21 protein-coding genes and 2 tRNA genes are annotated in these 20220 nt (G+C 68.0%); 8 read left to right on the top strand and 15 right to left on the bottom strand.

The features are described from left to right. Positions 1-117 precede the first annotated feature (117 nt). Positions 118-339: a DUF3618 domain-containing protein gene (locus tag IU450_RS29085; RefSeq protein ID WP_181719869.1), complete on the top strand. Its 222-nt coding sequence runs from the start codon at positions 118-120 to the stop codon at positions 337-339. 65 nt (positions 340-404) lie between these two features. Here IU450_RS29085 and IU450_RS29080 read toward each other — a convergent pair whose 3' ends face one another. Both IU450_RS29080 and IU450_RS29075 read right to left on the bottom strand, forming a co-directional pair. Then, entirely contained in the window at positions 405-701 is a 297-nt protein-coding gene (locus tag IU450_RS29080) for an excalibur calcium-binding domain-containing protein (protein WP_043688643.1), read from the bottom strand. Positions 702-836: 135 nt separating this feature from the next. Then, positions 837-1814, bottom strand: coding sequence for a pirin family protein (locus tag IU450_RS29075; RefSeq protein WP_195152930.1), 978 nt, complete (start codon positions 1812-1814; stop codon positions 837-839). Positions 1815-1872: 58 nt separating this feature from the next. On the opposite strand from IU450_RS29075, the gene IU450_RS29070 reads away from it, so the two are divergent. Beyond that, on the top strand, positions 1873-2337 hold the full coding sequence (locus IU450_RS29070; RefSeq protein WP_195152929.1) for a MarR family winged helix-turn-helix transcriptional regulator: 465 nt from the start codon (positions 1873-1875) through the stop codon (positions 2335-2337). A gap of 31 nt (positions 2338-2368) precedes the next feature. Here the strand turns inward: IU450_RS29070 and IU450_RS29065 are convergent, their stop codons facing one another. From IU450_RS29065 to IU450_RS29050, 4 genes are all read right to left on the bottom strand, one after another. Next, positions 2369-2896 carry a DUF1992 domain-containing protein gene (locus IU450_RS29065; protein ID WP_195152928.1) on the bottom strand — a complete coding sequence of 176 codons (528 nt, stop codon included), beginning with the start codon at positions 2894-2896 and terminating at the stop codon, positions 2369-2371. 94 nt (positions 2897-2990) lie between these two features. After that, entirely contained in the window at positions 2991-3305 is a 315-nt protein-coding gene (locus tag IU450_RS29060) for a hypothetical protein (protein WP_195152927.1), read from the bottom strand. Between the two features lie 270 nt (positions 3306-3575). Then, entirely contained in the window at positions 3576-4220 is a 645-nt protein-coding gene (locus tag IU450_RS29055; RefSeq protein WP_195152926.1) for a transglycosylase SLT domain-containing protein, read from the bottom strand. Between the two features lie 706 nt (positions 4221-4926). Then, a tRNA-Lys gene (locus IU450_RS29050) sits at positions 4927-4999 on the bottom strand. Positions 5000-5304: 305 nt separating this feature from the next. Here IU450_RS29050 and IU450_RS29045 point away from each other — a divergent pair. After that, a complete protein-coding gene (locus tag IU450_RS29045) occupies positions 5305-6537 on the top strand; it encodes a L,D-transpeptidase (protein WP_195152925.1) in 1233 nt (410 codons plus the stop codon). 67 nt (positions 6538-6604) lie between these two features. Here IU450_RS29045 and IU450_RS29040 read toward each other — a convergent pair whose 3' ends face one another. The 3 genes from IU450_RS29040 to orn all read right to left on the bottom strand — a co-directional run bounded on the left by IU450_RS29040 (position 6605) and on the right by orn (position 7838). Continuing rightward, complete coding sequence (locus IU450_RS29040; RefSeq protein ID WP_195152924.1) at positions 6605-6856, bottom strand: hypothetical protein; 252 nt, start codon at positions 6854-6856, stop codon at positions 6605-6607. A gap of 194 nt (positions 6857-7050) precedes the next feature. Beyond that, positions 7051-7126: transfer RNA gene (locus IU450_RS29035), tRNA-His, on the bottom strand. 55 nt (positions 7127-7181) lie between these two features. Beyond that, positions 7182-7838, bottom strand: a complete 657-nt coding sequence (gene orn / locus IU450_RS29030) for an oligoribonuclease (protein WP_228835304.1) — start codon at positions 7836-7838, stop codon at positions 7182-7184. Between the two features lie 201 nt (positions 7839-8039). On the opposite strand from orn, the gene IU450_RS29025 reads away from it, so the two are divergent. Beyond that, a complete protein-coding gene (locus tag IU450_RS29025) occupies positions 8040-9722 on the top strand; it encodes a helicase HerA-like domain-containing protein (protein ID WP_195152922.1) in 1683 nt (560 codons plus the stop codon). A 21-nt stretch (positions 9723-9743) separates the two neighbouring features. On the opposite strand, the gene lysA is transcribed toward IU450_RS29025, so the two are convergent. From lysA to IU450_RS29005, 4 genes are all read right to left on the bottom strand, one after another. Further along, complete coding sequence (gene lysA, locus IU450_RS29020) at positions 9744-11081, bottom strand: diaminopimelate decarboxylase (RefSeq protein WP_195152921.1); 1338 nt, start codon at positions 11079-11081, stop codon at positions 9744-9746. 142 nt (positions 11082-11223) lie between these two features. After that, positions 11224-12027, bottom strand: a complete 804-nt coding sequence (gene cmrA / locus IU450_RS29015; RefSeq protein WP_181723888.1) for a mycolate reductase — start codon at positions 12025-12027, stop codon at positions 11224-11226. Positions 12028-12089: 62 nt separating this feature from the next. Further along, positions 12090-14120: an NADPH-dependent 2,4-dienoyl-CoA reductase gene (locus IU450_RS29010; RefSeq protein WP_195152920.1), complete on the bottom strand. Its 2031-nt coding sequence runs from the start codon at positions 14118-14120 to the stop codon at positions 12090-12092. Positions 14121-14141: 21 nt separating this feature from the next. Then, positions 14142-14699 (bottom strand): PadR family transcriptional regulator, encoded by a 558-nt coding sequence (locus tag IU450_RS29005; protein WP_043688536.1) that lies wholly within the window; start codon positions 14697-14699, stop codon positions 14142-14144. Between the two features lie 124 nt (positions 14700-14823). On the opposite strand from IU450_RS29005, the gene IU450_RS29000 reads away from it, so the two are divergent. Beyond that, positions 14824-16188 (top strand): MFS transporter, encoded by a 1365-nt coding sequence (locus tag IU450_RS29000; RefSeq protein ID WP_195152919.1) that lies wholly within the window; start codon positions 14824-14826, stop codon positions 16186-16188. A gap of 26 nt (positions 16189-16214) precedes the next feature. Here IU450_RS29000 and IU450_RS28995 read toward each other — a convergent pair whose 3' ends face one another. Continuing rightward, positions 16215-16835 carry a TetR family transcriptional regulator gene (locus tag IU450_RS28995; RefSeq protein ID WP_228835283.1) on the bottom strand — a complete coding sequence of 207 codons (621 nt, stop codon included), beginning with the start codon at positions 16833-16835 and terminating at the stop codon, positions 16215-16217. A gap of 171 nt (positions 16836-17006) precedes the next feature. Between IU450_RS28995 and IU450_RS28990 the strand changes: the two genes are divergently transcribed. From IU450_RS28990 to IU450_RS28980, 3 genes are read left to right on the top strand one after another with little or no spacing between them, the layout of a single operon-like run. Further along, a complete protein-coding gene (locus tag IU450_RS28990; RefSeq protein ID WP_195152917.1) occupies positions 17007-18128 on the top strand; it encodes a ferredoxin reductase in 1122 nt (373 codons plus the stop codon). Between the two features lie 19 nt (positions 18129-18147). Further along, entirely contained in the window at positions 18148-19296 is a 1149-nt protein-coding gene (locus IU450_RS28985; protein WP_195152916.1) for a fatty acid desaturase family protein, read from the top strand. Further along, positions 19297-19614, top strand: a complete 318-nt coding sequence (locus tag IU450_RS28980; protein ID WP_195152915.1) for a hypothetical protein — start codon at positions 19297-19299, stop codon at positions 19612-19614. Here the strand turns inward: IU450_RS28980 and IU450_RS28975 are convergent, their stop codons facing one another. Beyond that, positions 19615-20145: a DUF4254 domain-containing protein gene (locus IU450_RS28975; protein ID WP_195152914.1), complete on the bottom strand. Its 531-nt coding sequence runs from the start codon at positions 20143-20145 to the stop codon at positions 19615-19617. Between the last annotated feature and the right edge of the window lie 75 nt (positions 20146-20220).

Genomic DNA, 20220 nt, shown 5'->3' with positions numbered 1-20220 from the left:
ATAACGCGGCGCGGGGGCGGATAGACTCGTCCGCGAGCCCTGGGCGCTCCACGAACGGCCGAGCATGCGGCGTGCTTCGTGCCCCAGGTGCGGCAATCGACAACAGGAGGGTGGAACGTGGCAAGGGATACCGAGCGGATCGAGCAGGAGATCGAGGCCGCCCGCACTCGGCTGGCGAGCACGCTCGACGAACTCGCGGTACGCGCGGACCCGCATCGCATCGCGGACGACACCAAGCACATCGTGGTCGCGAAGCTGAACGAGCCGAAGGTGAAGTACAGCCTGATCGGCGCCGCCGCCCTGTTCGTCGGGCTGGTGCTGCTCAAGATCTTCCGCTGAGCTGGAAAAACGACGACACCCGGTGGGCAGCGCCCACCGGGTGTCGTCGTTCTTCCACCTTCGGTTCAGACCGTCGGGCAGGCGAAGCCGTCACCGTCGGGATCCAGATGCGGGCCGAAGCCCGGTTCCCCGCGGAACAGCGGCGCCCGTCCGGCATTGCGAGCGTCGTCGCAGTTGGCGAAGGCACCACCGGCCGAACCGGTCTGCGACAGACCGGCCGAGCCGGTCGCGGCGGAGCCGGTGTCGACGGCCGAGGAGCCGGTTCCGGCGGAACCGGACGGGGGGGCGGCTAGGGCGGCGGGAGCCGCGAGAAAGGTCAGTCCCGCGACGGCCGCGCTGACGGAGAGCCGGCGAACGTTCATGTATTCCTCTATGTGGTTGCTGCGGTGGATGGGGCGTCCGACCGGACGCCGCATCCACTGTTGTGACGGGCCGCTCTCTTGTCAACCTCGGGGGGATGGAACTAGGGCATTAGGGGATTGCGCCCGCGCTGCCGATCAGGCGGTCGTCGCAGCGCCGCCGATGTGCTCCGCCGGGATGTTTCCCATGCGTCCGGCCTGATAGTCCGTCATCGCTTCGATGATCTCCGCGCGCGTGTTCATCACGAACGGGCCGTACTGCACCACGGGTTCCCGGATCGGTCGTCCGCCGAGCAACAACACCTCGAGCGATCCGGTCCGATTGTCTTGCCGCGCATCGGCTGTCACGGTGACCGCGTCTCCGCGGCCGAAGACCGCCAGCTGCCCTTCGCCGAGCGGTCTGCGCTCCGCGCCGACCGTGCCGCTGCCGGACAGCACGTACGCCATCGCCGTAAACTCCTGCGGCCACGGGGTTTCGAGAAGTCCGCCGGGTGTGATCGACGCGTGGGCGTAGGCGATCGGGGTGTAGGTCGAACCGGGACCGGTGAAGCCGCCGACCTCCCCGGCGATGAGCCGGACCAGCGCGCCGCCGTCGTGCGAGCTCACCAGGGTCAGTTCGCGGGCGCGCAGATCCTGGTAGCGCGGCGTCGCGAACTTCAGTGCGCGCGGCAGGTTCACCCAGAGCTGGATGCCGTGGAACCAGCCGCCCGAGGCGACCATCTCCTCCGGCGGCACCTCGTCGTGCAGGATGCCGGAGCCCGCGGTCATCCACTGGGTGTCGCCCTCGCCGATGACGCCCCCTCCGCCCTGCGAGTCGTGGTGCACCATGGTGCCGTCGAGCATGTAGGTGACCGTCTCGAAGCCGCGGTGCGGGTGCCAGGGCGCGCCCTTCGCCTCGTGCGGTTCATAGGCGACCGGGCCCATCTGGTCGAGCAGGATGAAGGGATCGGCCGCGCGCAGGTCCATGCTCGGGAACGGCCTGCGCACCTCGAATCCCGCGCCCTCGCGCTGCTTGTGGGCGGTGACCACGCTCCGGACCGGCCGTTGACGCAGAGTGACGTCGGGGCGGGCCAGCCGCGGCAGGACCATGATGTCGGGAACGGTGACGGCGGGCATCGGGACCTCCTCGGGAGTTAGTGTCCATGTCAACCAACTGTGACTACACTTCATTCCCATGGTCCGGTGGCTGAGTGACGACGAGCAGGCGACCTGGCAGGCCTATGTGCGGCTGCGCCAGCGTTTGGATGGGGCGATTTCCGCCGGGCTGGCCGAGGACGGCCTGTCCCTGGCGGACTACGAGCTGATGGTGGCGTTGTCCGCGGCCCCGAACGGCTGTCTGCGCGCCAAGGAGCTGGCCGCCGAGGTGTGCTGGGAGAAGAGCCGGTTGTCCAAGCATCTGGCCAGGATGGACGCCCGTGGACTGGTCGAGCGCAGGCCCGCGGAGGAGGATGCCCGCGGCATTATCGTCGAACTCACCCCGGAAGGGCGCGTCGCCCTGGAGCGAGCCGCGCCGAACCACGTCGATCTGGTCCGTCGCGTCTTCGTGGAACCGATGACGTCCGGCGAGGCCCGGGTCCTGCGCGGGCTGGCGGACAAGGTGGTCGCCGAAGTGGAGCAGGTGACCGAACTCGGCGCTTGATCGGCGGCGTTCGTACCGGCGCAGGTGGGCGCTAACCGGTTGCGTGCCCCCACCATCGGCGCCACCATCGGCGGGGTGGACGCGCCGTGCCCTCGTCGGACGGCGCCCGCGAAGGCGGTGTGGTCTGCCCGTACGGGTGGGCACGCATCCGTGCCGCCTCGCGTTCACCGCGCCATTGCGCGACGATCTCGTCCGCGTTCACGGGGGCGATCGGGACGTACGGCCCTTCGGGCATCCGCAGCCAGTCCACGATGCGTTGGTTGAGTTCGCTCACCGTAGCGCGCACCTGCCGTTCGGTGGCCGAGTCACGCACCGCCTCGGGGAGATGCTCGATATCGCGCCGCAGGACGAGCGACGGCGGTAGCAGGGCATCGCCGCTGACTCCCTCGCGGCGTAGATACCCGCGCAGCCACCAGTCCTCGTCGTAAGCCGAGCCGACCCCCGGAATCGGCTTACCCGCGCCGGACAGGTTGTCGAAATCGCCACGCTCGGCCGCCTCGTGGATCTGCTTATCGATCCACGATTCGAAGGTCTCCTTCGGCGGCTTGCGCTCGGTCATCGCGACGGCAGTGTCGGCGGGTGCATGAGACCAGTCTACGGAAGTCCGTAGTAGGCATGGGAAATGTTGTGCTGCAACATATTTCGCCCAAATATCAGGTCCAAGGCGTGATCGGCGGCTTCACCCAGAGCAGCTTCTCGTCGGTGTGTTCACGCCGGGCCGCGGGATGCTCGGGATGGCGGGCGGCCCAGCTGTCCTTCTCTGTCAGCAGTTGCGCCACCGTCGTCCAGGTCTCGTCGGTGCTCGGCGGATTCGTTTCGGCGGCCCTGGCCAGTTTGCGCCGTACCGACGCGGGCATCGCGAGCACCTCGGCTCCGGTGATGCCGCGCTGCCAGAGGTAGCTCGCCAGCCGTCGCGCTTTCTCGGCGCGGCTCTTGGCCGCCGTGTCGCTGTGTGCGTAGTCGGTCATCGCCTGTCCACAGGGTCGCAGGTGCATCGACCTTAATGGACGCAGGTGCATCGACTTCAGTGGACGCTGTCGGACGTCGTCCGTCGTTCGCCTGCGCATGGCCGGAGCGAAGGCGGAGGTACGCCTTGATGGACGCTGGCGGACGTCGTCCGTCGTTCGCCTGCGCATGGCCGGAGCGAAGGCGGAGGTACGCCTGGACGACCGGGCGACCGGCCGGAAAACGCCGCAGCCTCCCCATCGGTGGATGAGGAGGCTGCGGAGCGATATAACTCAGTACGCGCTGTTGACGTTGTCCATCGAGCCGTAGCGGTGCGCGGCGTAGTTGCAGGCGGCGACGATGTTCGCGACCGGATCCCAGATGTCGAAGGGCGTGCCCGCGACGTGGTAGGTGGCGAAGGTGGGGTCGATCACCTGCAGCAGGCCCTTGGACGGGATGCCCATGGCGGCATTGGAGTCCCACAGGTTGATGGCCTGGGGGTTGCCGGTGGACTCACGCATGATGTTGCGGTGGATGCCCTCGTAGGTGCCCGGGATGTTGTTCGCCCGCATGACGTCGAGCGCCTGGCGGATCCAGCCGTCCAGGTTGTTCTCGTACACCGGCAAAGGCGGGGCGGGCATCGGGGCCGGAGCGGGCTCGGGCGCGGGAGCGGGCGCCGGAGCAGGGGCAGGGGCCGGGGCCGGGGCCGGGGCCGGCAGCGGCGCGGGGATCGCCTCCGCGACCGGTTCGGCGACCGGAGCGGGTGCGGCGGCGGGCTGCTGCTCGGCCACCATGGCGATGCGAGACGGGACGCTGTCGTCGGCAACGGACGCCGCGGAGCAGGCGGCCACGGCAACGACACCCGCGGCCGCGACGGCGACGGTGATGGTCTCGCGAAGCGAGGGGCGGCGAAGGGTGGAAAGGCGTCTGTCAGGCATTGCGAATCGGTTCCTTGTTCGGGGACATACTCGATCCGGCCGCGGTCGGGCAGCACGGATCCTGCGGCGCGTACGCTGGTAGCGTTCGCCGAAACGGCCATGTGCTGTTGTGTGGTTTTGTTGTGGGGGACGTACAAGTCCCCGGAACGCGACGTTTCGTGCGTGCGGCGCCGGATCGCCCTCGGTGGGCTCGGCCGCGGTGTCGCGCGGGACTTCGCATCTCGATGCGAAGAGACGGGCGGAAGTGTGGGATTGCGGGTCCGTTGCCGGATTCCGCTCCGCCGATCACGTGGCCGGCTTGCCTGCCGTGTGATCGTTACCGAATCGGTGTCTACAACTCCTCGGGCTGACCAAACTTCAGGTCGCTTTGTGACCTGATTGCAGAATGGTCACGCTTGGTTAACGGAGGATGAACGAATCCTGAACGGGAGACGCTGCCGATCTTGGAAAGCCCAGGACGCGGTTGCCGAATCGTTATCCAAGCTGGGAGTTTGCTGCTAAACCTCTTGTGTGGTAGATCACAGAACTTTTCGGCCGCTGGACTGAATTCCGGCGGCTTCGGGTGCGTGTCGCTGTCCGAATTGAGACCCGTGGTGCTTCTGGGAAGAGTCCAGGTCACGGTGATGTCACGGAATTCTGGCTGTGCGGAGAGAGAAAAACCGTGCCCTTGCCAGCTGATGTCTGACAAGGGCACGGTTTCTGATTGTGCGCCATCAGGGACTCGAACCCCGAACCCGCTGATTAAGAGTCAGCTGCTCTGCCAATTGAGCTAATGGCGCTTGCCCGTGTTCCGGTGCGGGACAAACCTTAACAGGCGGGGCCCGCAGAAGTGAAATCGCGTCCTGACCGGCACTGACGTGATGTGCTCCCGCGCCGGTAACACCGGGGGTCGTGGAGTTGATCTACAGGTGGTAACGCTGCAGTGACGGACGTGGTGTTCACATTGGCCTGGACGTGACGCACTGGCAGAATGTCCGGTTGTGGTCTCGACCGCCCGCGTACACGGCGGGGTGAGCGGCGTGGCGGTCGGCATCCGAAGCCATCGGTGTGTCCTGGAGCACCGAGACTTTGAAACGGGGTTGAAATGAATGGTGGTACGGGTCGGCGCAAGTCGGCCACACGGTGGTCGATACGCACTATCGCGGGACCGGTGATCGTCGTCGCCGTCGCCGCACTGGCGTTGACGGGATGCTCGGCGTCCGACGCCACCGAGGCGGCGCAGGCGGCCATCGACCGCAACCCCATCACGGAATTGATCAAGCCCAAGCTGATGTCCCCGGTGAAGGACGGCGAGGTCGGCGTCTCGCCGGGCGTTCCGATGACGTTCAAGGTGGAAGACGGCAAGTTCACGAACGTGACCTTGGTCAGCCCGCAGGGCAAGACCGTGAACGGCAAACTCGCCGCCGACGGAAGGTCGTGGGAGACCACCGAGGTACTCGGTTACGGCAAGACCTACCAGTTGAAGGCGGACGCGATCGGCCTCGGCGGCGCGAACTCCGCGACGCTCAGCTTCACCACGAGCTCGCCCGGAAACCAGACCAAGCCCTACCTGATTCCGGGTGAGGGTGAGGTCGTCGGTATCGGCCAGCCGGTGGCCGTCCAGTTCGACGAGAACATCCCCGACCGGAAGGCCGCGCAGGAAGCGATCAAGATCACCACCGAGCCGCCGGTGGAGGGCGCCTTCTACTGGGTGAACAACCGCGAGGTGCGCTGGCGGCCGGAGCACTTCTGGGCGCCGGGGACGAAGGTCACGATCGACGTGAACGTCTATGGACGTGATCTCGGCAACGGTCTGTACGGCCAGGACAACATCCATTCCTTCTTCACCATCGGCGACGCGGTGATCTTCACCGCCGACGACGACACCAAGCAGGTGACCGTCGAGCAGAACGGTCAGGTGATCCGGACCATGCCGACCTCGATGGGCAAGGACAGCACGCCGACCGACAACGGCATCTACATCGTCGCCGACCGGCACGAGAAGATCATCATGGATTCCTCCACCTACGGCGTGGCGGTCAACTCGCCGGACGGGTACAAGACGCCGGTGGACTTCGCGACGCGACTGTCCTACAGCGGCATCTTCTTCCACTCGGCGCCGTGGTCGGTGGGTGCGCAGGGCTACAGCAACACCAGTCACGGCTGCCTGAACCTCAGCCCGGCGAACGCGCAGTGGGTATTCCAGAACGCCAAGCGCGGTGACATCACGATCGTGAAGAACACCGTGGGCGGCACCCTCTCCGGCGTGGACGGCTTGGGTGACTGGAACATCCCGTGGCCGGTCTGGAAGGCGGGCAACGCCGACGACAATCGCTGAGCGGCAAGAACGCCGAACGGGCCACCGGAGCGAATCCGGTGGCCCGCTCGGCGTTTCGGGGAGGTGGTCAGGGCAGCATGTCGCAGCCCAGGTGGGCGTTGCCCAGGATCGCGATCGCGCTGCCGGTGGCGGCGCACAGCAGCTTGCCGGCCGCCGAACCGGTGCCCGCCGAGCCGGTGGTGGCCAGGCCGCCCGCCGATCCGCTCGACGCCGAGCCGGAATCGGGCAACGGGGGAAGCCCGATGCCGGCCATCGCGGTCCCGCTGGATCCGGTGAGCAGGGTGGCGCCTACGAAGGCTGCGATAACCGCAGAACGCATCACGAGGTGTCTTTCTGGTCGAACCGGGAGGGCGCCCCAGCGACGCCGTCCCACGTGCACCGCAGTCTACGGTCGCGGGCCCAGTTCTGGAGCAGATTCGTTTCACATATCGGGCGATGTCCGTCCGGGAAAGAACGTGGGACGCAAGGGAAAAGGCCCGGGCGGCTCCGATCTCTCGGAGCCGCCCGGGCCCTTGGGGTGAGCGACGGGACTCGAACCCGCGACAGCCAGGATCACAACCTGGTGCTCTACCAACTGAACTACGCTCACCATCACCGGTGAAGAACCGGCGGGCTAGATATTAGCGTGTCAACCCGCCCGCGCCCTAATCGGTTTCTGGCGAGCCGTTGACCTGGGCCGATTCGGTCCGCTCTGCCGTGATATCGGGGGCTGGGGGGACCTCGGAGACCTCGGCGGCCACGGCGGCGATCTCGGTAGTGGAGGGCCCGGGGGGCGCGACGAACGCGGTTCGCCGGTAGTACTCCAGCTCCCGGATGGACTCCTGGATGTCGGCCAGCGCGCGGTGGCTCAGCCCCTTCTCCGGCTGACCGAAGTAGATGCGCGGGTACCAGCGGCGGCACAGCTCCTTGATCGAGCTGACGTCGACCATCCGATAGTGCAGGTGCGCATCGAGTAGGGGCATGTCCCTGGCGATGAAACCGCGGTCGGTGGCGATCGAGTTACCGGCCAGCGGCACGGTGCGAGGGGTGGGGATGTACTGGCGGATGTAGTCGAGCACGCGCTGCTCGGCCTCTTCGAGGGTGACCGTGGAGCGGCGGACCTCGTCGGTCAGCCCGGAGCGCGCGTGCATCTCGGCGACCACCGCGGGCATCGCGGCCAGCGCGTCATCGTCGGCGTGGATGACGATGTCCACGCCCTCGCCGAGGATGTTGAGATCGCTGTCGGTCACGAGCGCGGCCACCTCGATCAACTTGTCGCTGTCCAAGCGCAAGCCGGTCATCTCGCAATCCATCCACACCATGTATTTGTCGGACACCCGTGCAACATTAGCCGGGCCGACGCCCGGGGCAGGCGATGCGGCAAGGCAATCGCAAAGCTACTGATGCGGCCCCGAATCGGAACAGCGGGGATACAGTGCTCCCAGATCGGCACTCGGCGTTTTCGGTGCGACAGCAAACACTGCGTGACGCAGTTCGAGTCGAACCAGGACGGAGGACGTGCGATGACCACCCCTCAGGAGAAGGCGGCAGCGGCGCGCAAGGCCGCCGACGAGGCCGCGCAGGCCGCGGCGGAGGCGGCCGCGGCCGCGGAGGCCGCGGAACGCGAACTCGCCGAGCAGACGGCGACCGCGGCGCGCGCCGAGCCGGTCGCCGAGGCGAAAGACCTGCCCGCCGCGCAGGAGATCGCCGCGGGCTACGCCTTCGAGGGCAGTGCGCTGGAGCTGGGAGCCGTCGTGGTCGACGGCACGGTGGACCCCGCCGCGCACGTCCGCATCCCGATGCGGATGATCAACCGGCACGGCCTGGTCGCCGGGGCGACCGGCACGGGGAAGACCAAAACCTTGCAGGGCATCGCGGAGCAGCTGTCGAGCGCCGGGGTTCCGGTGGTGCTGGCCGACATCAAAGGCGACCTGTCCGGCTTGGCCGAGCCGGGGCAGCCGAGCGAAGAACTCACGGCGCGCGCCGCGCAGACGGGCGCCGCGGACTGGGCGCCGGCCGGCTTCCCGACCGAGTTCGTCGCGCTGGGCTCCACCGGCACGGGGCTGCCGATCCGCGCGACGATCAGCTCCTTCGGCCCGGTGCTGCTGAGCAAGGTGCTCGAACTGAACGAGACGCAGGAATCCACCCTCGGCTTGATCTTCCACTGGGCCGACCGCAACGGTCTCGCCCTGCTGGACCTGAAGGACCTGCGCGCGGTGATCACGCATCTCACCAGTCCCGAGGGCAAGGAGGACCTGAAAGGCATCGGCGGCGTCTCCGCGGCCACCGCGGGGGTGATCCTGCGCGCGCTGGTGAATCTGGAGGCCGACGGCGGCGACACGTTCTTCGGCGAGCCCGAACTCGACCCGGCCGACCTGGTGCGGATCGTGGACGGGAAGGGCGTGATCACGCTCTTCGAGCTGGGCGCGCAGGCGGCGCGGCCGGTGATGTTCTCCACCTTCTTGATGTGGGTGCTCGCCGACCTGTTCCAGACGCTGCCCGAGATCGGCGACGTGGACAAGCCCGAGCTGGTCTTCATCTTCGATGAGGCCCATCTCCTTTTCTCCGACGCCTCGAAGGCTTTCCTGGAGCAGGTGGAGCAGACCGTCAAGCTGATCCGGTCCAAGGGCGTCGGTGTGTTCTTCTGCACCCAGCTGCCCACCGATATCCCGAATCAGGTGCTCTCCCAGCTCGGCGCGCGCATCCAGCACGCGCTGCGCGCCTTCACCCCGGACGACCAGAAGGCGCTGGCGAAGACCGTCCGCACCTATCCCAGGACCGCCGTCTACGACTTGGAGCAGGCGCTGACCTCGCTCGGCATCGGTGAAGCGATCGTGACGGTGCTCTCCGAACAGGGCGCGCCGACACCGGTGGCCTGGACCAGAATGCGGCCGCCCCGGTCACTGATGGACACCATCGGCGCGGACGCGATCACGTCGCGGGCCCTGTCCAGCCCGCTGGCCTCGAAGTACGGCCGGGCCATCGACCGGGAGTCGGCCTACGAGATGCTCGCCGCGAAGATGGCCGCGGCGGCGCAGGAACCGCAGGCCGCTCCCGTTCCCGGGCGGTCCGCGACGCGCGCGGAGGAGGAGTCCGCCGCCGAACGGATCATGAAGAATCCCGCGGTGCGCAGCTTCCTGCGCTCGGCCGCCAGCGCGGCCGGCCGCCAGATCACCCGCAGCTTGTTCGGCACCAGGCGCCGCTGAGCGCCGCGGCGCGCAGGCCGGTCAGCATCCGACGTCGCGGGCCAGCAGGTCCGCGGTCGTCTCCCTGCGGACCAGTTCGCGGGCGCGGCCGTGGCGGACGGCGATGATCGGCGGTCGGCCCACGCTGTTGTAGGTCGAGGCCAGGCTGTGGTGGTAGGCGCCGGTGCACGGCACCGCGAGCACCTCGCCGGGGCGCAGGTCGGCGGGCAGCCGCACGTCGGTGGCGAGGACGTCACCCGCCTCGCAGAAGCGACCGGCGACGGTCACGGTCATCTGCGGACCGCACGGGTGCCGGTTGGCGACCACGACGTCGTAGCGGGCGCCGTAGAGCGCGACGCGCGGGTTGTCGCTCATTCCGCCATCCACGGTGACGTAGGTGCGCCCGCCTTCGACGTGCTTGATCGAGAGCACCCGGTACAGCGTCACCCCGGCCCGGGCGACGACGGCGCGGCCTGGTTCCAGGGCGATGACGGGGCGCGGAAAGTGGTGGCGGGCGCAGGCGGCATCGAGGGCGTCCTCCAGGATGTCGGCGAGTTCGGCGAGGTTCAGTTCGGCGTCGCCGCCGCGATAAGCCACCGCGTGGCCGCCGCCCAGATCCAGTTGGGTCAGGATGACGCCGTAGTCCTGCCGTACCCGAGCCATCACCCCGACCATGCGCCGCACCGCCTCGCCGTAGTGGTCCGGGTCGCAGATCTGCGAACCCAGATGACAGTGGAAGCCGACGAGCGTCAGATTCGGCTGACGCAGCACCCTTTCGATCGCCTCGGCGGCCGAATCGCTGCCGAGCGGGAAGCCGAATTTCTGGTCGTGCACACCGGTGCGCACCGCGGGATGACCGTGCACATCGATCCCGGGGGACAGCCGCAGCAGCACCCGCTGCGGCGTCGTGGCCAGCGCGGACAGCAGGGTGATCTCGGTGAGCGAGTCGATCACGATCCGGCCGACCCCGCTGCGGACCGCGGTGGTCAGCTCGTCGAACGACTTCCCGTTGCCGTGCAGGACGAGGCGCGCGGGGTCGACGCGGGCCGCGAGCGCGACGGCCAGTTCGCCACCCGAGCACACGTCGATCGAAAGCCCTTCCTGGGTCACCCATTCCAGGACGGCGCGGGTCGTCAGCGCCTTGCCCGCGTAGATGATCTCGGCCTCGGGGAAGGCTTCGCGGTAGGCGCGGCAGCGGGACCGCACCTCCTGCTCGTCCAGGACATAGGTGGGTGTCCCGTACTGATCGGCGATGTCGGCCAGCGTGACGCCGCCGAGAGTGATCCCGCCGTCGCCGTCGTAGTGCGTGTCCCGGGGCCAGATCGCGGAATCCAGGCGCGAAGGTGATCCCAAGGACGGGAGGATGTCGAGCAGCGTCACGGTGTTCTCCTGGGTCGCCCCCGCTTTCTCGGATTGCGGGGCCGATGCCAGGACTACGCCGGGTGCGAGGCCGGTGGGCTGGTCGTTTGCGGATCCTTGACCACGCGGCGTCGCTTCTTGACAGCTCGCTGACGCCGGTCGTTCAGTTGCCGAGCTTCTTGTAGAACGCGCCGGCGATGGGTGCGGTGACCGCGCGCGGTCCGTACTGTCCCGCCACGCTCATCCCCTTGCTGATCAGGCCGGGAACCACGCGCATCTTGTTGCGCGCGAGCGCGTCGATGGACACCTTGGCGGTGTATTCGGAGGAGACCCACATGAAATCGGGCACCATCCGGTCGACGATGGACGCCTCGGCGGGGTCGGGGATCTCGGTGCGCACCGGCCCGGGCGCCAGCAGCGTGACGTGCACGCCGGAGCCCTTCAGCTCACCGCGCAGCGATTCGGAGAAGGTGTTGGCGAACGCCTTGCTCGCGGCGTAGGTGGCATTGTTCGGGATCGGCATGTTGCCCGCGGCCGAGCCGCTGATCAGGATGCCGCCGCCGCCACGCGCGAGCATGCCGGGCAGCACGGCGAGGGTCAGATCGTGCACGGCGACGGCGTTGAGCTCCATCTGCGCGCGCTCGTAGGCCGGGTCGAGTTCGGCGACGGCGCCGAAGGTCGCGATGCCCGCGTTGTTGCACAGGATGGCGATGTCGCGGGCGGACAGCTCCTCCACCAGCGCGCCGCGCTGGTCGCGGTCGGCCAGGTCGACAGGGCGCACCTCGGCGGTGATGCCGTGGGCGAGGGTCAGCCGCTGCGCGAGCTCGGTGAGCAGTTCGTCGCGGCGGGCGACCAGGATCAGCGAGTAGCCGCGAGCGGCGAGCTCGGCGGCGAGCGCGGTGCCGATGCCGGAGGAGGCGCCGGTGACGACCGCGCGGTTCTCGGAGGTGGGGGAGGGCAGGCTCACCCGGTGCAGCCTAGGCGATGCGGCGACGGTGGCCGGGCATCGAGCCCGGCCACCGCGCTCGATCACAGCCGTGCGGCCAGCCTGGTGCCCTGGTCGATGGCTCGTTTGGCGTCCAGTTCGGCGGCGAGTTCGGCGCCGCCGATCACGTGCAGGCTGACACCGGCGGCGCGCAGCGGGGCCTCCAGATCGCGCACGGATTCCTGTCCCGCGCAGACGACGACGTTGTCGACCGGGATGAGCTGGGGCCGTTGCCGGTTCTCGCCGAAGCTGATGTGCAGGCCGTTGTCGTCGATGCGTTCGTAGTTCACGCCGCCGATCTGCTCGACGCCCTTGGCTTTCAGCGCGGCGCGGTGCACCCAGCCGGTGGTCTTGCCCAGGTCCTTGCCGAACGGCGTGGTTTTGCGTTGCAGCAGGACGACTTCGCGTGCGGCTGGGGCGGGCCGCGGCGTGGCGAGCTGTCCGGGGACCTGCTCGTCGTCGGAGGTGACGCCCCACTCTTCTTTCCACTCGTCCAGCTTGAGCGCGGGATGCCCTTCGACCGTGAGGAATTCGCTGACGTCGTAGCCGATGCCGCCCGCGCCGATCACGGCGACGCGCTTGCCCACCGGCTTCTCCTCCCGGACCAGTTCGGCGTACGACAGCACCATGGGGTGGTCGATACCCGGGATGTCGGGGATGCGCGGCTGCACACCGGTGGCGAGCACCACCTCGTCGTAGCTGCCCGCGATCAGTTCGTCGGCGCCGACCCGCTTGTTCAGGTGCACCGTGACGCCGGTCAGCTCGAGCATCCGGTTGTAGTAGCGGATCGACTCGCTGAACTCCTCCTTGCCCGGGATGCGGCGGGCGATGTCGAACTGGCCGCCGATCTTGTCGTCGGCCTCGAACAGTTCGACGCGGTGGCCGCGTTCGGCGAGGTTCACCGCCGCCGAGAGCCCGGCCGGGCCCGCGCCGACCACGGCGATGCGCTTGGTGCGACGGGTCGGCAGCAGCGTCAGTTCCGTCTCGTGCCCGGCGCGCGGGTTGAGCAGGCAGGAGACGGTCTTGCGCTGGAAGGCATGGTCCAGGCAGGCCTGATTGCACGCGATACAGGTGTTGATCTCGTCGACGCGATCCTGCGCGGCCTTGTTCACCCACTCCGGGTCGGCGAGGAAGGGGCGGGCCAGCGAGACGAGCTGCGCGTCGCCCCGGGTCAGGATCTCCTCGGCCACCTCGGGCATGTTGATCCGGTTGGACGCGCACACCGGAATGCTCACCCGCGCGGTGATCTTCGCGGTGAACTCCACGAAGGCCGCGCGGGGCACGGAGGTCACGATGGTGGGCACCCGCGCCTCGTGCCAGCCGATATCGGTGTTCAGGATGTTCACCCCGGCGGCTTCGAGTTCCTGTGCCAGCGCGATGATCTCGTCGAAGCTCTGCCCCTGCTCCACCAGTTCGGCCATGGACAGACGGAACACGATGACGAAGTCCGGGCCGACCGCGGCGCGGGTGCGGCGCACGATCTCCACCGCGATCCGGCGCCGGTTGCTCGGTGAACCGCCCCACGCGTCGGTGCGCTTGTTGGTGCGCGGTGCGAGGAACTGGTTGATGAAATAGCCTTCACCGCCCATGATCTCGCAGCCGTCGTACCCGGCGAACTGGGCGAGGCTCGCGCAGCGGGCGTAGTCGTCGATGGTTCGCTCGATGCCTTTGGCCGACAGTTTGCGCGGCCGGAACGGATTGATCGGCGCCTTGATCGATGACGCCGACACACTGCCCGGCATATAGGAGTAGCGGCCCGCGTGCAGGATCTGTATGGCGATCTTGCCGCCCTCCGCATGCACCGCTTTGGTGATCGTGCGGTGCCGGTAGGCCTCGGTTTTGTTGGTCAGCTTGGCGCCGAAGGGCAGCAGCCAGCCCGCGCGATTGGGCGCGTAGCCTCCGGTGATGATCAGGCCCGCGCCGCCACGTGCGCGTTCGGCGAAGTAGGCGGCGAGCTTGTTGGTGTCCCAGGCGCGGTCCTCCAGCCCGGTATGCATCGATCCCATCACCACTCGGTTGCGCAGGGTGGTGAAGCCGAGATCGAGCGGCTCGAACAAATGGGGGAAGGAACTCATCGGTGAGGTCGCCTTTCTCCGTCAATCCGCATGCGGGGCTGTCGCGCGCGGGTGCAGTGCGTGCAGTACTTCGTCGCACCATTCGACGAACCCCGACTCCACGCGGATGCCCGCGCGCAGGACGAGGTACTGGTGCAGGGCCGTCCCGCCGAGCCGGTCCGGGGCGGGGAAGTCACGTTTCTCGATGTGCCGGTACAGCTCGAGCCGCTGCGCGTGCTGGTCGCGGTGGCGGGCCACCTCGGCGCGCAACGCGGTGATGTCGCCGTAGGCGGCGGCGCGGATCTTCACCGCGAGTTCGTTGCGCGGGGTGCCCGAGTCGCTCGGTTCGGCGATCCAGCGCGCGAGTTCGCCGCGCCCCGCCTCGCTCACCGAGTACACCTTCTTGTCCGGCCTGCCCTCCTGCGCCACCGACTCGCCGTCGACCCAGCCGGACTCCTCCATACGTTTGAGGACGCGATAGATCTGCTGGTGGGTCGCGCTCCAGAAGTAGCCGATGGACTTGTCGAAGCGACGCGCCAGCTCGTATCCCGATCCGGCGCGCTCGGTGAGCGATACCAGCAACGCATGCTCGAGGGCCATGCGGCGAGAATAACCGTGACACTCGGTACTATGCAACTGGGTGCATACAAACCGGCCGCTCCGCGGCGGCACACGATGTGGCTGAGAGCCGACTCGGAACGTCCGCGCGCATTAAGCTGCGCGCATGACCGAGGTGAACGCCCGGGCGACGGTCGGGCAGGCTGCCGGGCGCGGGCAAGTGGTGGCGTGGGGGCTGTGGGACTGGGGATCTTCGGCATTCAACGCCGTGATCCTCACGTTCGTGTTCTCGGTGTATCTCACCGACAAGGTCGGCGACGACCTGCCCGGCGGTGTCTCCGCCAGCGCCTGGCTGGGCTGGTCGCTGGGTATCGCGGGATTGATCGTGGCCTTGACCGCGCCGGTCAGCGGCCAGCGCTTCGACGCCTCGGCGAAACGCAAACGCTCCCTGGGTGTACTGACCGCACTCACCGTGGCGGCGATGACGCTGATGTTCTTCGTGCACGACGACTACCGCGACCTGTGGCTCGGTCTGGTGCTGCTGGCGTTCGCGTCGGCCTGCTTCGAACTGGCGAACGTCCCGTACAACGCGATGCTGCGGCAGGTGTCCACACCGCGGACGGTGGGCCGGATCTCCGGATTCGGCTGGGCGATGGGCTATTTCGGCGGCATCTTCCTGCTGCTGATCTGCTACTTCGGCTTCATCGCCGGCGAGGGCGACAACCGCGGGCTGCTCGGTGTGCCCACCGACGACGGAATCAACATCCGCCTGGTCGCCGTACTGGCCGCCGTCTGGTTCGCCGCCTTCGCACTGCCGGTCCTGTTCGCGGTGCCGGAATTGCCCCGCACGGACGCCGATCCCGGCGCGGCGAGCGCCGGATTCCTCGGCTCGTACCGGGTGCTGCGGCGCGACCTGAACGAGCTGTGGCGCACCGACCGGCGCACGGTCGGCTTCCTGGTGGCCAGCGCCGTGTTCCGTGACGGTCTCGCCGGGGTGTTCACTTTCGGGGCGGTGCTCGCCGTCCGCGTCTACGGCATCGCCGACTCGGACGTGCTGTTGTTCGGCATCGCCGCCAATGTCGTTGCGGCGCTGGGCGCGATCGTCGCGGGACGCTTGGACGACCGGGTGGGGCCGAAGATCGTCATCGTGTGGTCCTTGGCCGCCATGCTGGTGTGCGGGCTGGCGCTGCTCGTGGTGTCCGGCCCGCTGATGTTCTGGATCTTCGGCTTGCTGCTCACGGTCTTCGTCGGTCCCGCCCAGGCGGCGGCGCGCTCGTTCCTGGCCCGTCTCGCGCCGCCGGGGCGTGAGGGCCAGCTCTTCGGCTTGTACACGACCACAGGGCGTGCGGTGTCGTTCCTCGCGCCGACGCTGTTCGGCCTGTTCGTCTGGCTGTTCGGCGCGGACCGTGCGGGCATCGCGGGTCTGCTGGTCGTGCTCGCCGCGGGGCTCGCGGTGCTGCTGCCGGTACGTCCGCCGGATCGGATCGCGGTCGGCGACGGTGACGCCGGGCAGTCCCGATCCGCCGGGTGAATCGCGGCTCGTGGCCGAGCGCCGGATCAGCGGCGCTTCGGCGGCCGCCAGCCGCCCATGCCGAGCGCGATCAACCGCATCTGCTGGACGGTGCGATCGATGATCGCCTGCTCGTCGCGCGTCGCGGCCGATACGTAGGCGGCGATCCCGTCGGTCACCGTGGTGACCATCAGGTCGGCGGCGATCTCCAGATCACGCGGCGTCCAGGAGTCCAAGGCCCTGATCCGGGACAGATCGGCGACCAGTTCCCGCACGATCAGCTGGATCTCCCGTGCGATGGCCGTGCGCAGCGCCGCGGACCCACCGTGGCGCTCTCTGGTGAGGAAGCCGAACAGTTCTCGCTTCGGGCCCACCTGCGCGAAGACGAAGCGCACGGTGTCCGACAGGCTGGCGTCCGCGTTGCGGCGGACTTCGCGCAGGGCCAGCCGCAGCGCGGTGACGCCGTCGTCGACCAGGGTGGCGCCCAGGTCCTCCAGCGACGCGAAGTGCCGGTAGAACGCGGTCGGCACGATGCCCGCCGAACGGGCGATCTCACGCAGGCTGAGCGCGGCGAATCCGCGGTCGGCGGACAGCGCGAGGGTGCCGTCCAGGAGTGCCTGCCTGGTCCGCTCCTTGCGTTCGCCTCGGGTAGCCGCCTGCTCACTCATCCCGGTGAGCATACATCCGTTCACCATTCGCCCTATCTCCAGATGTAGTTCGAGTCACATGTTTCGCCGGTTGACACCAGGCCCCCGTCATCCGTCACACTAGTTGAGTGTACAGACGTGCACTGAAATTGGTCGCACGTCGTCAGCCCCGACAAGAGGCACGGAGAACGAATGGTGGATCTCATCAACCTGGTGCAGACCCTGACCTCGCCGCACCCGCTGGACCGGTATCTGGAACTGGTCCGCCCCACCCTCACGGTGCGGGACATGCGGGCCGAAATCACTCACGTGCGCCGCTCGGCGCCGGGTTCGGTGACGCTCACCCTGCGCCCGACCCGGCAGTGGAAGGGCCATGTCGCCGGACAGTACGTCCAGATCGGCGTGGTCATCGATGGTGTGCGGCACGCGCGGTGTTACTCGCCGGTGAATCCGGAAGGCGGTCGGGATCGTCATATTCAGTTGACCGTCAAGGCGCATCCGGACGGCTTGGTGTCGCAGTACCTCTACCGCCACGCCGCTCCCGGCATGGTGGTCGATCTGACGCCCGCCGACGGTGTGTTCCGGTTGCCCGATCCGCGGCCGGAGCGCGTCTTGCTGATCAGCGGCGGCAGCGGCATCACGCCGGTGCTGTCCATGTTGCGCACGCTGGCCGCGGAGGACCATCCGGGCGAGGTCGTGTTCCTGCACTACGCGAAGTCGCCGGCAGTGCTGCCGCACCGAGCCGAACTGGACGCGATCGCACGGCGGCACAGCAACTTTCGCATCGAGCTGCGGTATCCGCACCGCACCGAGGACGTGGCGCCGCGAGTCGACCCCGATGCGCCGTGGGTGGACCTGGCCCCTGCGAAAGGCGGCGGGTACTTCGACTACGACGAACTGGAGCGCGTCGCGCCCTGGTTCGCCGACGCGCAGACCTACGTCTGCGGCCCGCAGTCGCTGATGGACGCGGTGCGCACGATCTATCAGGCCGAGCAGCTGGAAGACCGGCTGCACACCGAGGAGTTCACGATCGCGCTCGCGCCGGTCGACGCCGCGGAAGCGCACGGAACGGTGAACTTCTCGGCCAGCGGGGTGAGCGCGCGCAACGACGGCGCCACGCTGCTGGAACAGGCCGAATCCGCCGGGCTCAGTCCCGAGTACGGCTGCCGCATGGGGATCTGCTTCTCCTGCACCGCGGTGCGCCGCTCCGGCTGCACGCGCAATCTGCGCACCGGCGAGACCGACAGTGACCCCGACCAGCCGATCCAGCTGTGCATCAATGCGCCGGTCGGCGACGTCGAGGTCGACATCTGACCCCGAAAGGGAGCTAATCATGACCATCCTGACCGAAACCGACAACGGACCGCTGGTCCTCAGCCCGGATCAGATCGAGGAACTCGGCCGCGAACTCGACGAGCTGCGCGCCGCGATCGTCGCCGATCTCGGCGAACGCGACCGGGAGTACCTGTACTCGATCATCAAGGCGCAGCGCGGCTTCGAGATCGCCGGGCGCGGCCTGATGTACCTCGGCTTTCTTCCGCCGTTCTGGCTGGCCGCGGTGGCGTCGCTGAGTGTGTCGAAGATCCTCGACAACATGGAGATCGGCCACAACGTGATGCACGGCCAGTACGACTGGATGCGCGAGCCCGGCCTGAATTCCCGGGTGTTCGAGTGGGACACGGTCTGCCCGGCCGACCAGTGGAAGCACTCGCACAACTACTTGCACCACACCTACACCAACATCCACAACAAGGACCGCGACATCGGCTACTCCATCCTGCGCATGGACGAGGCCCAGGAGTGGAACGTGCTGCGTCTCGGGCAGCCGCTGTACGCCTTCGTGCTCATGATGCTGTTCGAGTGGGGCGTGATGGGCCACGACCTCGAGGTGGAGAACATCCTCGCGGGCAAGAAGAAGTGGCCGGAGGTCAAGCAGCTGATCCTCGGCCAGTGGAACAAGGCCGGCAAGCAGGTGCTCAAGGACTACCTGGTGTTCCCCGCGCTCACCGGGCCGCTGTTCTTCCACACCCTCGCCGGAAATGTCACCGCCAACCTGGTGCGCAACGTGTGGGCCTTCGCCATCATCTTCTGCGGTCACTTCCCGGCCGGCGTACAAACGTTCACCGAGGAGGAGACCGCCGACGAGACCCGCGGCGAGTGGTACATCCGGCAGATGCTCGGCTCGGCGAACATCACCGGAAGCAAACTGTTCCACATCATGTCCGGCAATTTGTCGCACCAGATCGAGCACCATCTGTTTCCGGACCTGCCCGCCAGCCGTTATCCGGAGATGGCGCCGACCGTGCGCGCATTGTGTGAGAAGTACGGTTTGCCGTACAACACCGGCCCGCTCGGTAAGCAGATCGGCTCGGTATGGAAGAAAATCTTCAAGCTGGCTCTGCCGCCGCGCTGGGTCAGGAGCGAGCCGTCTCCCGGTGTTATCGTGATGCGTCAGCCGAAGGCGAGCGAAGCGGGCGTGTGAATGATCGGGAAATTCGAAAGCAACAAGGATCTCATTCAGGAATTGACGTCCTCCGGCGCCCGGCACGTCGGCAATATCGCCAACATCATCACGGGCACCGTCGCTGAGGTCACCCGGGAGATCGGTGAGTGGATCACCGACGCGATCGAGATGAACGAGGCGGCCGCCGCGGCTCGCCGGGACGCGGCGGCGCGGGAGGATCTCGATCACGACCTCGATACGGAGACCGAAGTAACGGTCACGAAGCCGCCGGTCGCCGAGACGGAGGGGTTCCTCGACGCCGAAGTCGTCGAGCCGGGGGTCGACGAGCCGCGCTGATCACCACACCGGCAGCCTGCGCCGGTGTGCGACGACGTCGGCGATCAGATCCTGATAGCCGTCGATCAGCTCGGCCAGCCGGGTCCACTGCAGGTGGGCTTCCCCGCCCGCCTGCATCGGATGCGGCCGAGTCGTGACTTCGTCGCCCAAAGAGTGTCGGGCCGCAACCCATTTCGCCGCGATTCGATCGATGACCGCCCCGAGGGTTTCGGTGTGCAGTGAGGCGCCCTCCCGGTGCTGCACGTTCGCGGCGACCCAGGCGTCGATCCGGCCGACCCACTCGACCCGGCAGCCGTCGATGTCCTCCACTTGCCGGCTGCACGCCGCGACATGAGTGCTGGAGGCCCCCGGTGCGTGCGCTCGCTCGAGTGCGTGGTGCCGCCGCTCGTGGCACTCGACGAGTTTCCGGGCGGCGTGCAGCACGCTGTGCAGGTGCTGGTCCTCGCCGGGTTCGCGAATCGCGCGAAGCAGGGCGGCGGGCGGTGGCAGCTCCTCGGCTCCGAAACTGCGCTGAGCGTATTCGGTGGGCATGGCATACCTTCTGCGACGCGATAAATCCTGGGTACGCCAGGGCCGAGGAGGATTTCGGGGAGGGGCGCCCCTCGG

It is taken from the genome of Nocardia abscessus (genome assembly GCF_015477775.1).
GTDB lineage: Bacteria > Actinomycetota > Actinomycetes > Mycobacteriales > Mycobacteriaceae > Nocardia > Nocardia abscessus_A.
Note: the sequence above shows the minus strand (reverse complement) of the source record. Positions and strands in the feature narration are given on the sequence as shown.

Coding starts and splice junctions, on each gene's coding strand:
- IU450_RS29080 (WP_043688643.1), bottom strand. CDS start 701: ATGAACGTTCGCCGGCTCTCCGTCAGCGCGGCCGTCGCGGGACTGACC.
- IU450_RS29075 (WP_195152930.1), bottom strand. CDS start 1,814: ATGCCCGCCGTCACCGTTCCCGACATCATGGTCCTGCCGCGGCTGGCC.
- IU450_RS29070 (WP_195152929.1), top strand. CDS start 1,873: ATGGTCCGGTGGCTGAGTGACGACGAGCAGGCGACCTGGCAGGCCTAT.
- IU450_RS29065 (WP_195152928.1), bottom strand. CDS start 2,896: ATGACCGAGCGCAAGCCGCCGAAGGAGACCTTCGAATCGTGGATCGAT.
- IU450_RS29060 (WP_195152927.1), bottom strand. CDS start 3,305: ATGACCGACTACGCACACAGCGACACGGCGGCCAAGAGCCGCGCCGAG.
- IU450_RS29055 (WP_195152926.1), bottom strand. CDS start 4,220: ATGCCTGACAGACGCCTTTCCACCCTTCGCCGCCCCTCGCTTCGCGAG.
- IU450_RS29045 (WP_195152925.1), top strand. CDS start 5,305: ATGAATGGTGGTACGGGTCGGCGCAAGTCGGCCACACGGTGGTCGATA.
- IU450_RS29040 (WP_195152924.1), bottom strand. CDS start 6,856: ATGCGTTCTGCGGTTATCGCAGCCTTCGTAGGCGCCACCCTGCTCACC.
- orn (WP_228835304.1), bottom strand. CDS start 7,838: ATGGTGTGGATGGATTGCGAGATGACCGGCTTGCGCTTGGACAGCGAC.
- IU450_RS29025 (WP_195152922.1), top strand. CDS start 8,040: ATGACCACCCCTCAGGAGAAGGCGGCAGCGGCGCGCAAGGCCGCCGAC.
- IU450_RS29010 (WP_195152920.1), bottom strand. CDS start 14,120: ATGAGTTCCTTCCCCCATTTGTTCGAGCCGCTCGATCTCGGCTTCACC.
- IU450_RS29005 (WP_043688536.1), bottom strand. CDS start 14,699: ATGGCCCTCGAGCATGCGTTGCTGGTATCGCTCACCGAGCGCGCCGGA.
- IU450_RS29000 (WP_195152919.1), top strand. CDS start 14,824: ATGACCGAGGTGAACGCCCGGGCGACGGTCGGGCAGGCTGCCGGGCGC.
- IU450_RS28995 (WP_228835283.1), bottom strand. CDS start 16,835: ATGAGTGAGCAGGCGGCTACCCGAGGCGAACGCAAGGAGCGGACCAGG.
- IU450_RS28990 (WP_195152917.1), top strand. CDS start 17,007: ATGGTGGATCTCATCAACCTGGTGCAGACCCTGACCTCGCCGCACCCG.
- IU450_RS28985 (WP_195152916.1), top strand. CDS start 18,148: ATGACCATCCTGACCGAAACCGACAACGGACCGCTGGTCCTCAGCCCG.
- IU450_RS28980 (WP_195152915.1), top strand. CDS start 19,297: ATGATCGGGAAATTCGAAAGCAACAAGGATCTCATTCAGGAATTGACG.
- IU450_RS28975 (WP_195152914.1), bottom strand. CDS start 20,145: ATGCCCACCGAATACGCTCAGCGCAGTTTCGGAGCCGAGGAGCTGCCA.